Source organism: Pseudoalteromonas sp. MQS005, assembly GCF_001661605.1.
Classification (GTDB): Bacteria; Pseudomonadota; Gammaproteobacteria; order Enterobacterales; family Alteromonadaceae; genus Pseudoalteromonas; species Pseudoalteromonas tetraodonis.
Genome location: NZ_LYRQ01000020.1, coordinates 53,068 through 63,547 on the forward strand (window position 1 = coordinate 53,068; position 10,480 = coordinate 63,547).

The window sequence follows — 10,480 nt, forward strand, 5'->3', positions numbered from 1 at the left end:
TTTCTCCAACGAGTATGCTGATCATTATAATCAACTAAATATTTTACAAATTGCTATACCTTACTTTAGCAATTACATATGAACTATAACTTAATCTTTCTACTGCGGCGTTATTAAAATCGCACAAAATGTAATCAAAAGTACAGCTTGCGATGTCACGATTGCAAAACAAACAAAATAATACATGTAAAAGCTCAGTATTTATGGTGAAATTAACTTAATTGAACAGAGGTTTCCAAGGAGCATTCATGGCAATTTTAGTAACCGGTGGCGCAGGCTATATTGGCTCACACACCGTTTTAGAACTTTTACAGCAAGGCAGCGACGTTATCGTGATTGATAACTTAAGTAACTCCTCTGAAGAGTCACTTGAAAGAGTGAAAAAAATAACCGGTAAAGCAATTACTTTTTATCAAGGTGATATTTTAGATAAACCCTTTTTAGACTCGGTATTTGCCAAGCATACCATTGAAAGTGTGATTCATTTTGCTGGCCTAAAAGCCGTGGGAGAATCGGTCGTAAAACCCATTGAGTATTATCAAAATAATGTACAAGGTACACTAACACTGGTTGATGCTATGCGTGATGCGGGTGTATTCAAACTGGTATTTAGCTCATCCGCCACTGTATACGGCGACCCAGCAAGCTTACCTATACGCGAAGACTTCCCCGTTGGCGGTACAACCAATCCATATGGTACGTCTAAACTAATGGTTGAAATGATGTTGCAAGATATCGCTAAATCAGATGAGCGCTTCGCGTTTGCTATTTTGCGCTACTTTAATCCTGTCGGTGCACATGAGTCAGGTTTGATTGGTGAAGACCCTAATGGTATTCCTAATAATTTATTGCCTTTCATTTCACAAGTTGCGGTTGGCAAATTAAAGCAACTTGCTGTATTTGGCGACGATTATGATACGGTTGATGGTACTGGCGTTCGTGATTACATTCACGTTGTAGATTTAGCCCTAGGGCATTTAAAAGCACTTGATAAAATAGCCGCAGAAACCGGTGCACTTATTTATAACCTTGGTACCGGTAACGGCTATTCAGTATTACAAATGGTCAATGCGTTTATTAAGGCTAGCGACCAAGCAATCCCTTATGCGTTGTCACCTCGTCGCCCAGGTGATATTGCAGCCTGTTATGCTGCGCCAGAAAAAGCGCTTAGTGAACTAGGTTGGCAAGCTGAGCGTGGTATTGATGTCATGATGCAAGATACTTGGCGCTGGCAATCAAATAATCCAAATGGATACAGAAAATAAGAGTTTTAGGTTTTAGGTTGATATGAGCCTAAAACCTTATATCTAGCACCTCTTTTTACCTCTACCAATTTTGCATTTCTACAATCCGTGACTGGGTTCGCGCATATTCAAAACTTAACTTTTTACCTTGGTATAACTCGTTTATGTCGGCCTGGGCATTAATTACCAGTAACTTGTGGCAATCGTAAAACTCATCGACTAAGGCAATAAAACGCCGCGCTTCATCATCGAGCGTATGCTCATCCAATTGCTGCTTTTCGCGCTGATAGCTGTCTTCTATACCATGCACAATAACCTTACCGGTTGCTTCTTTGCCCATTATTGGCACGTTAGCGATGTAAACCACCGAAAATTGTTCCGCTAAAAACATGTAATCATTGGCGCTGCGAGGACCTGCGCACAGTGCCATAAAATCAATCAGCAGCGCATCGTTAGCTTTTAATAAATAGGGAAGTGCTCGGCCATGCACAGTCATTGTATTATTACGCGTTGCTTGAGGGTATGCGGATAAAAACCCAGCCTCAAACTCCGTGTGGGGCAAGTTAATAAAATAATGACGACTACTTCTACCGTACCTGAAGCGGTGGTCTTCCTCCCCCGCTACGTTAATTACATGACAATGAGCATTTATTAAATCGATAGTTGGTAAAAATCGCGCGCGTTGCAGGCCGTTATAATAAAGTTGCTCCGGTTTTGCGTTAGAGGTTGCAACTAGCACCACGCCTTGTTCAAACAAAGCGTTAAATAACCGAGCCATAATCATGGCATCACCTATATCACTAACAAAAAACTCATCAAAGCACAGTACTTTTATCTCTTTGGCCCACTGTTTAGCAATTATTTGCAGCGGATTTTTATCCCCTTGTAACTTGGCCAATTGAGCATGAATCTTTTCAATAAAATGATGAAAATGCAGGCGCTGCTTTTTCTCTGTGGGTAAGTTTTCATAAAATAAATCCATCAACATAGATTTACCCCGACCAACCGGGCCATATAAATATATTCCCTTAATTAAAGGTGCTTTTTGCCACCAGCTTATTGGCTGATTTAATTGCTCACTTAAAGACTGTAACGCACTCACAGCTTGGTGCTGCGCCGCATCGAAATCAAGCTCTCCTGATGAAACTTTGCTATGGTACAGGCTTAAAATTTCTGTGCTGGGCTCTGTCATGGTATTTCACTATCCGCTATACTCGCGGCCATTGTAGCCGACTAAAAATGTGAACAACATGAAATTTCCTTGCCGTTTAGATAAATTTATTAGCCATTTAGCAGAGTTACCACGCTCAAAAGCCCGTGCGGCAATAAAAAGTCAGGCGGCAACCGTAAATGGTGAGGTGATCACTGCATTCGACTTTCAAGTTAGCCAACAAGATGACGTGCTGTTTTATGACGAGCCATTAGTTTTTTTAGGTAAACGCTACTTTATGCTCAATAAGCCGGTAGGTTATGTGTGCGCTAATTCGGATGAGTTACACAAAACCGTATTTGACTTACTCGATGAGCCAAATTTGAGCGATTTCCATGTTGCTGGGCGTTTAGACATAGACACGACAGGCCTAGTGCTTATTACTAACGATGGCGACTGGTCACACAAAATTACCTCGCCGAAAAAGAATAAATTTAAAACCTATTTGGTTGAAACCCAAGAGCCGATTACCGATGATGCACTGCAGCAATTACGCGACGGTGTACAGCTTCACAATGAAAAAGATTTAACTCGCCCTGCTATTGCTGAGCGCTTGGGGAATTATGGTTTACGCTTGTCTATTTCTGAGGGTAAGTATCACCAAGTAAAACGTATGCTAGCAGCGGTAGATAACAAAGTAGTTGAATTACATCGTGAACAAATTGCGGGTATAAAGTTAGGTGAAGATCTGGCTGCAGGTGAATACCGCCCATTAACTGCCGCAGAGATAAAACTGTAAGGTTGTTTAGGTGTTAGGTAATGGCTTCGGACCGCTCACTTGCAGCTCTAGGCTCGATACTCGTTGCCTTCTATAATCTTGCTTAATCCCTGTCCTTACGATTTAATCTGTACTAAATCAAAGTCTGTCATTCCAGGTACAATCGCTTGCAGACGAGACTCAGTAATATCTAGAGAATTTAAGCATTCACAGTATTCAGAGGCTTTAAGTTCTAATTGGTGGGCTTTTTTCTGCAATGACTTATCGATTTCTTTGGTAATGATATCCATGCGTTGCCCCATGTCGTTCATGCGGTCTTCTATATTGCCTTCTCGAGATTTAAACGCATCCCCAAGCGACATTAAAATAGCACCCAAAGAACCATGTACAGCAGAGTGTATTTTTTGGCTAATTTCTTTAGTAAAAAAATCATCAATTTGGGAAAGCGATTGAGGAGCTATAAAAAAGAAATCGTCGCCACGTTTAAACTTATCCATAAGTGCGCGTTCTACATATTGTAATTGCGTTTTTAGCACTTCGGGTTCTTTATCTGACATGCCCTCAACAACATGCTCAATAGCACTGAGTCCTAGGTTAACGCCATCGGTCGCTAAATCGACCAACTCAGGAACTGTTTGACGAATACCATTGCTAAATTGTTCTAGCACTTTGCTTTCGTCGGTGCTTAAGTCGACCCAGTAGCCTCGAATAAACAGTTGATTATTATTGTTAATTTGCACCCTAGTTTGGCCTTTATCAACAATACGGATCACATCATCGGTAATAATTAAACCATGACGAAGTTCAACATCACATTGTTTTTGTGCGATTGTATTGGAGCTTAAAAGTGCCATTGATAACGCCAATATCGAACGAGATAAAAACGCCATAAACACCTCAAAAAGACTAAAATAGGGGGTGGCTAGATTAACAAAAAACCAACTTTATGCAAGCAAAAGTAACACCCTAAAAACAAGGCACCATGAAACGTAACGTTTACACAGCGCCTTTATCCTCTGGCTTGTACTATTAAATCGGTGAGCCTGGTGGTATTGGCAGGGCTTTAAAATTGTCAGGCCACTGCCCTGTTGTTAAAAACTGATTAATTTGCGACGCTAAATAATTTTTAAATGCACTGTCACCCACTTCAGGATGGCCTAGCAAAGAGTGCTGATTAAACTCATCAGCAAGCTTGCTTAAATAGAAATGTAGTTGCGCTTGCACTTCAGGGCTTAAACCGTCGTTAGCCACAAGATCAGCCATGGTTTTTGCCGTTAGGTACTGTACTCGTTGTGTTACTTTTCCTGTCATGGTGGCAGGTGCTGATACATTAAACACTTGCTTATTTAACTGTTTAAGTAGCTCATCTAGGCTATAAAAGCGGTTATCACGTGCTTGCTGCTGTGCTAATCGATTTAATCGTTGAGCATTAAGTAATAGCGATAGACTATGCTGCGCTGCCACTTCAGGCAATGCAAGTGCATCCATAGTTAAGCCGGTACGACCCACTATACTTTCTCGTGATTTAGACTCGCCATACGCCTTTGGTACAATCAAAGACAGTATCGACTCTGGCAGCGTTAAATTAGTTGCTTTTAGGGTGGCTAAAATAGCATTAACAGCTTGTTGCTGAGCCTCTTTAGCTACTACTTGGGCGCCTTTGACGGGTGCGTCACTACGAATTTCATAGTCATAATCAACGCCCGCAATAAGCTTTGCAACCGCTTCAACTTGATAACGGTGGAACAAGTAAAGTGGCACTAGCTTTTCTTCTAACTGCGACAGTGCAACCCCAGTTTTTATATTGTTAATACCAAACTGCCCGAGCGCCTGCTTTCGCACATCAAGCACTCTAAGTAATTCTTCACTTGGATTACCGCCATTATCCCAAAGATGTGCTGTAGGATGCGCCCCACCTTTGGCACGGGCATCACTGTCAGAAATAAACGCCAAACCTAGCGATTTATTTTGCTGTAAAATAGCAGCGAGTGCTTCGCTTTCATCTTGGCCGGTAAAGTCACTGTAGCCATATTTGATCACTTGCGTATCCCATGCCCCCATACCTTTAGCATAACCATCAGATACATCTAACTGACCATTATCAGCAAAACTTAACAACGGATGCGGATAGTCCATCACCGAAGCACGATTATTTACTGACGCAGCAAAGTTGTGCGCAATACCCAGTGTATGACCAATTTCGTGAGCACTGAGTTGACGAATACGATCAAGTGCCATTGCCTGTAAGGTACTTGCTACTTCATTGCCTTTTAAATAAGGCGCTGCCAGTGATTCAGCAATTAAAATATCTTGGCGTACTCGTAGCGATCCTAGTGTGACATGGCCTTTAATAATTTCGCCTGTACGTGGGTCTATAATTGAACTGCCATAAGACCAACCACGAGTTGCACGATGCACCCATTGAATAACGTTGTAGCGCACATCCATAGGATCTGCATTACTTGGTAGCACTTTAACTTTAAAGGCATTTTTATATCCTGCTGCATTAAAGGCGTCATTCCACCATTGCCCGCCTTCTAATAAAGCCGTTTTTACTGGTTCAGGTACGCCAGGGTCTAAGTAATACACAATGGGTTCGACCGGTTCACTTACAGCCAGACTCGGATCTTTTTTTATTAACCGATGGCGTGGAATGTAACGCACATACATAGACTCATCGAGCCCTGCTGCATAATTTTTATGCTCCACACTCCAATAACCCGATTGCGGGCTGAATTTACGTGGCGTGTAATTGTCATCAGGCAATTTGATTAATGAATGGTGCATATGCACGGTTAGCGCGTATGGATCAGCACTCACTTGGCGCACATATTCACCTGGTTTAGACCCTTTAAAGGTGAGAATGGCTTCAAGTTCAGTATTTTTTACAAATGCTTTTGAGCGATTCATAAATACCGCACTGCGTGACTCATCAAGGCTAAACTGCCCTTGCTTGCGCGCAGCTAAAGTACGGCTTACGCCATGTACATCGCTTAGTAAATAGGGGGTGTAATCTATTAATGCAGCATTGTCATCTTGCGCGACAACTTTAAAACCCGCCAAAATACTGGATGCAAACGCTTCTTTAACGCTTTGCTGCTCTGCTAGATTACTTGTGTTAGCACGGTAGTAAGTATTTACAGCGCGCAACATAACCTTATTGCCAAAGCGCTCAAACTGTACCAAATAGGTACCGCCTAATTGGCCTCTATCTAAACCTATATCGTTAGAGCCAACGCCATAAGGCAAGCTATGCTGTAGTAAAAATTGTTGTTCAAGTTTATCAACTTTTAAATAAACATTGCCGTTTTGGGTATCGTAAAAGAAAGAAAAATAACCAGGGAAATGGTTCATTTTTTCAGTAAATTCGTCAATAGACTTAATTGCTGCGTGCGCTTGAGTTATCATACAGAGCAGCACAGTAAAGAGTATGTAACTTAATCGTGATATTTTTTGCATAATCTTATCTTTGTTATTAGCGTTTTAAATGCGATGTAGGTACCCCATTATAGGGGGTTATTTATACAATACAGTTATTTAAGACGAATTTCAGCGCTCTAAACTAATCTCTCTCACATTATGATTAGTTTTAACACGTTATCAGGAAAAAAGAATGCGTAGACTCCCACCAGTATTACTAGAAGATGGCTGTTCAAGAGAACTTTTGTCGTTAATTCGTACTATTTTAGCGGCATGTAAAGAAATTTCATTTCGCGTCGGTCAAGGTGAATTATCGGGCGTATTAGGCTCAACCCTCGATGAAAACATTCAAGGCGAAACACAAAAGAAACTCGATGTACTGTCTAATCAGTTATTAAAAGATATATTGCTGGAGTCAGGCACAGTTAAAGCGATTGCCTCTGAAGAAGAAGATTATACTGTTGCCGGTAACCCAGATGCCGAGTACATTGTTGCATTTGATCCACTTGATGGCTCGTCAAATACAGATATTAACTCACTTGTAGGTACTATTTTTTCTATTATGAAAGCACCTGTGGGCTCAGATGCTGCTGATGAAAAGATTTTTATGCAACCTGGGCATCAACAAGTGGCTGCAGGTTACGTACTGTATGGCCCATCAACTATGCTTGCGCTAACAACGGGTAAAGGTACACGCATGTTTACCTTAGATAAAACCCAAGGTAGCTTTTTACTTACCCAAGATTTTGCCGCTATTCCTGCTAAAACCAATGAATTTGCAATTAATGCCTCAAACCAGCGCCACTGGGAACCGGCGATGCAAAACTACATTAACGACTTACTTGCGGGAGATACAGGCCCTCGTGCTCAAAACTTCAATATGCGTTGGATTGCTGCAATGGTTGGCGATGTGCACCGTGTACTTAGCCGTGGTGGCTTATTTACTTACCCAACTGATACTAAAGATCCTAATAAGCCTAATAAACTGCGTTTACTTTATGAAGCAAACCCAATGGCAATGCTAGTAGAGCAAGCAGGTGGTATTGCTTCAACAGGCACTGAGCGTATTATGGATATTCAGCCTGATGCCATCCATCAGCGTGTTGCGGTTATTTTAGGCTCTAAAGACGAAGTAGAAACTTGCTTGAGCTATCATAAGTAAACAAGTTGTCAGTTGTCAGTTGTCAGTTGTCAGTTGTCAGTTGTCAGTTGTCAGTTGTCAGAAAATACTAAGCCGGATTTAACTTAAATGCGGCTTAGTATTATTTATCCGTTACATAAAACCGCAGTAAGCTCGCAGCTAAAAGCTTTGAGTTAGCCTAAATCTAGTCCTTTAATAATGCTAATAATTGTTCAAGCTTTTTGTGGCTAAACTCGCCCATTTGCTCGCTATTACTCAGCGCATAAATAACCCCTTCATGCTCAGCGCTATCTATATCTGCTCTTGATTCAATGACGTTGGCCCAAAGCGCGAGATCATCGAGATCTATTTCATTACTTACACAGCGCTTAAGCACATCAATCAATACGGGTGTCGTTAACTTATAAAGTGGCTTAGCATTGTGCGCAGAGCTTGACACTATTACTGAAATTGCTTCGTCTCTTTGCTCACCAAAAGTAATAAATTCAGCCAATGCTTTTTGTATATTCATAATGTTTGTTATTCTTGCTGCTCTACTGTTAATAAGACCTAAAATGACCCAGATAAACTGCAGCCAATGTAATACAACGCTTAACTGTAATGTTAATGATATAACCGCATGTTGGTGTTATCAGTTACCCGCTATTTTACCACTCGATGATACAGCAACTAGCTGCTTATGCCGATCATGTACTCTTGCTAAAATAAATAGCTATTTAGAGACTATATACACCCAACCAATAAAAGCTCAAATCGCTTTTGCTGAACAATTTAGAAGCCATGATAATTTAATTGAAGGGTTAGATTACACCATGCAAAATAGTTACATGGTGTTTAGTAAGTGGTATTTTTTAAAGCGTGGTACTTGCTGTAAAAATGGTTGTAAAAATTGCCCTTATAGCTAAATTAGCCACACACAGCAATAGGCAGTGAGTTATCTGCGCCCCATTCACTCCACGAGCCATCGTACACACTTAAATTACTATAGCCGCATTCATCGGCAAACAGTGCAAGCGCACAGGCAGTAACGCCAGAGCCACAGCTAAATTGTAAGTGGGTTGCATTACCGACTAATTCACTAAACTTTGCCTGTATAAAGTCGAGTGATTTTGCCTCGCCATTTTCTAATAGACTAGTTAAAGGTAGCGAATAGCTATTAATAATATGGCCGCTGCGTATTCCGGCTCTTGGCTCACTACTTTTGCCGGTAAAGCGCCCATAAGCGCGTGCATCTAAAATAACTGTATTGGCGTCCTCAGTAGCTCTTAGTACCTGTTTTTTATCAATAAAGTAATCAGGTCGGTATTGAGCAATAAAATCGCCTTTTAATGATGTTTGTGTATAGTTTGATTCAATCGGAAGCCCGAGTTCAAGCCACTTGGCTAAACCGCCACTGAGGACTTTTACGTTATCAAACCCCATGGCTTTAAACATCCACCAAGCTCTAGCTGCACTGAATAACCCTGCATCTTCATAAATCACCACAAGTGAATCGTGATTCACTCCCGCTTTTTGCATCACTTGAGTAAATTGTTCTGCACTACACAAGGTATTAGGCAATGGGTTTGAGGGATCTGCGAGTTCTTTTTTGATATCAAACCGTTGTGCTTTAGGAAGCATGGCAACGGGTGAGTACTCCCCCGCAGCTGAGGGACGTAACATACCCGCATCAAAGATAACTAGGTTAGTTTGCTTTAAACGCATGTTAAGCCACTTTGCATCAACAAGATGTTTCATAAAAAATCCCCTAGAGTAAAGAACCATATAATCAAACTATTAGATTAAACAATACTAAGTAATTAGGTAATATCAACTTTAGCATTGGTTATTTAAAAATAGCTATAAAAATGGTCATAGAAGTAATACTTTGGAATACTATAGTAACTAATTTGTAGATGGATTTATGTTAGGATCTATCGTCAATAACTTAATTATGAGAAGAATATTTTGAAACTATCTGTTTGTATTATTTGTAAGAATGAGGAAAATACAATTGCCCGCTGTTTAGAATCAGTTAAATGGGCTGACGAGATTATTCTGCTTGACTCAGGCAGTACAGATAATACACTCGAAATTGCAAAAAAATACACCGATAAGATATTCATTAGAGAGGATTGGCAAGGATTTGGCGAGCAACGTCGAAGAGCTGAACAGCTAGCTAGTAACGACTGGATTTTTGCTATTGACTGCGATGAAGAAGTTAGTGAAACATTAAAAAATGAGATACTTAATACTTTGCCTAGGTGTAGTGAAGAAAATATATTAAGAGTAAATCGGCTAACATATTTTTGTGGCCAGTTTATTCATCACAGTGGCTGGCACCCTGATCATATTGCCCGTATATACAACAAGAAAAAAACCAGTTACAACAAAAATTTAGTACATGAATCTGTTATAACAAAAGACTGTGAGCTAATTACATTAAAAGAAAAAATTTTACACTTCCAGCACCAAGATATTTTTACCTATCTTAATAAAAGAAACCACTATGCTAACCTAGGCGCAAAGCAAATAATTCAAAAAGGAAAAAAAGCCTCATTATCAAAAGCTACTGGCTCTGCCATATTTGCTTTTATTCGACATTATTTTTTAAGGCTAGGTTTTTTAGATGGAAGAGCCGGTTTCGTTATAGCTGTTATCCAAAGCCAATACAGTTTTAACAAATACCTTTTCTCAGTTTATAAATAATATGTAGCTTTCATAGAATAATACTATTGAGTCTAATTACATATACTGGATTTTTTAAA

The 10,480-nt window shown here is 40.2% G+C and carries 10 protein-coding genes; 5 read left to right on the plus strand and 5 right to left on the minus strand.

The window, feature by feature from the left end:
- Window positions 1-248 precede the first annotated feature (248 nt).
- Complete coding sequence (galE, locus tag A9479_RS09095) at window positions 249-1,265, plus strand: UDP-glucose 4-epimerase GalE (protein WP_064663242.1); 1,017 nt, start codon at window positions 249-251, stop codon at window positions 1,263-1,265.
- 61 nt (window positions 1,266-1,326) lie between these two features.
- Here the strand turns inward: galE and zapE are convergent, their stop codons facing one another.
- Window positions 1,327-2,436 carry a cell division protein ZapE gene (gene zapE / locus A9479_RS09100; protein WP_064663243.1) on the minus strand — a complete coding sequence of 370 codons (1,110 nt, stop codon included), beginning with the start codon at window positions 2,434-2,436 and terminating at the stop codon, window positions 1,327-1,329.
- A 58-nt stretch (window positions 2,437-2,494) separates the two neighbouring features.
- Between zapE and rsuA the strand changes: the two genes are divergently transcribed.
- The gene (gene rsuA / locus A9479_RS09105; protein ID WP_064663244.1) at window positions 2,495-3,193 is read left to right on the plus strand and encodes a 16S rRNA pseudouridine(516) synthase RsuA; all 699 of its coding nucleotides are present in this window, start codon (window positions 2,495-2,497) and stop codon (window positions 3,191-3,193) included.
- A gap of 95 nt (window positions 3,194-3,288) precedes the next feature.
- Here the strand turns inward: rsuA and A9479_RS09110 are convergent, their stop codons facing one another.
- Entirely contained in the window at window positions 3,289-4,062 is a 774-nt protein-coding gene (locus tag A9479_RS09110) for a YggN family protein (RefSeq protein WP_064663245.1), read from the minus strand.
- A 139-nt stretch (window positions 4,063-4,201) separates the two neighbouring features.
- Window positions 4,202-6,631, minus strand: a complete 2,430-nt coding sequence (locus A9479_RS09115) for a zinc-dependent metalloprotease (RefSeq protein ID WP_064663246.1) — start codon at window positions 6,629-6,631, stop codon at window positions 4,202-4,204.
- Between the two features lie 154 nt (window positions 6,632-6,785).
- Here A9479_RS09115 and A9479_RS09120 point away from each other — a divergent pair, with 154 nt between their 5' ends.
- Complete coding sequence (locus tag A9479_RS09120; protein ID WP_008115459.1) at window positions 6,786-7,754, plus strand: class 1 fructose-bisphosphatase; 969 nt, start codon at window positions 6,786-6,788, stop codon at window positions 7,752-7,754.
- A gap of 163 nt (window positions 7,755-7,917) precedes the next feature.
- Here the strand turns inward: A9479_RS09120 and A9479_RS09125 are convergent, their stop codons facing one another.
- Complete coding sequence (locus A9479_RS09125; protein ID WP_064663247.1) at window positions 7,918-8,244, minus strand: hypothetical protein; 327 nt, start codon at window positions 8,242-8,244, stop codon at window positions 7,918-7,920.
- Window positions 8,245-8,287: 43 nt separating this feature from the next.
- Here A9479_RS09125 and A9479_RS09130 point away from each other — a divergent pair, with 43 nt between their 5' ends.
- A complete protein-coding gene (locus tag A9479_RS09130) occupies window positions 8,288-8,638 on the plus strand; it encodes a cysteine-rich CWC family protein (RefSeq protein ID WP_064663248.1) in 351 nt (116 codons plus the stop codon).
- 1 nt (window position 8,639) lies between these two features.
- On the opposite strand, the gene A9479_RS09135 is transcribed toward A9479_RS09130, so the two are convergent.
- A complete protein-coding gene (locus tag A9479_RS09135) occupies window positions 8,640-9,470 on the minus strand; it encodes a sulfurtransferase (RefSeq protein WP_064663249.1) in 831 nt (276 codons plus the stop codon).
- 210 nt (window positions 9,471-9,680) lie between these two features.
- Here A9479_RS09135 and A9479_RS09140 point away from each other — a divergent pair, with 210 nt between their 5' ends.
- The gene (locus tag A9479_RS09140) at window positions 9,681-10,421 is read left to right on the plus strand and encodes a glycosyltransferase family 2 protein (RefSeq protein ID WP_064663250.1); all 741 of its coding nucleotides are present in this window, start codon (window positions 9,681-9,683) and stop codon (window positions 10,419-10,421) included.
- Window positions 10,422-10,480 lie beyond the last annotated feature (59 nt).

Coding starts and splice junctions, on each gene's coding strand:
- galE (WP_064663242.1), top strand. CDS start 249: ATGGCAATTTTAGTAACCGGTGGCGCAGGCTATATTGGCTCACACACC.
- zapE (WP_064663243.1), bottom strand. CDS start 2,436: ATGACAGAGCCCAGCACAGAAATTTTAAGCCTGTACCATAGCAAAGTT.
- rsuA (WP_064663244.1), top strand. CDS start 2,495: ATGAAATTTCCTTGCCGTTTAGATAAATTTATTAGCCATTTAGCAGAG.
- A9479_RS09110 (WP_064663245.1), bottom strand. CDS start 4,062: ATGGCGTTTTTATCTCGTTCGATATTGGCGTTATCAATGGCACTTTTA.
- A9479_RS09115 (WP_064663246.1), bottom strand. CDS start 6,631: ATGCAAAAAATATCACGATTAAGTTACATACTCTTTACTGTGCTGCTC.
- A9479_RS09120 (WP_008115459.1), top strand. CDS start 6,786: ATGCGTAGACTCCCACCAGTATTACTAGAAGATGGCTGTTCAAGAGAA.
- A9479_RS09125 (WP_064663247.1), bottom strand. CDS start 8,244: ATGAATATACAAAAAGCATTGGCTGAATTTATTACTTTTGGTGAGCAA.
- A9479_RS09130 (WP_064663248.1), top strand. CDS start 8,288: ATGACCCAGATAAACTGCAGCCAATGTAATACAACGCTTAACTGTAAT.
- A9479_RS09135 (WP_064663249.1), bottom strand. CDS start 9,470: ATGAAACATCTTGTTGATGCAAAGTGGCTTAACATGCGTTTAAAGCAA.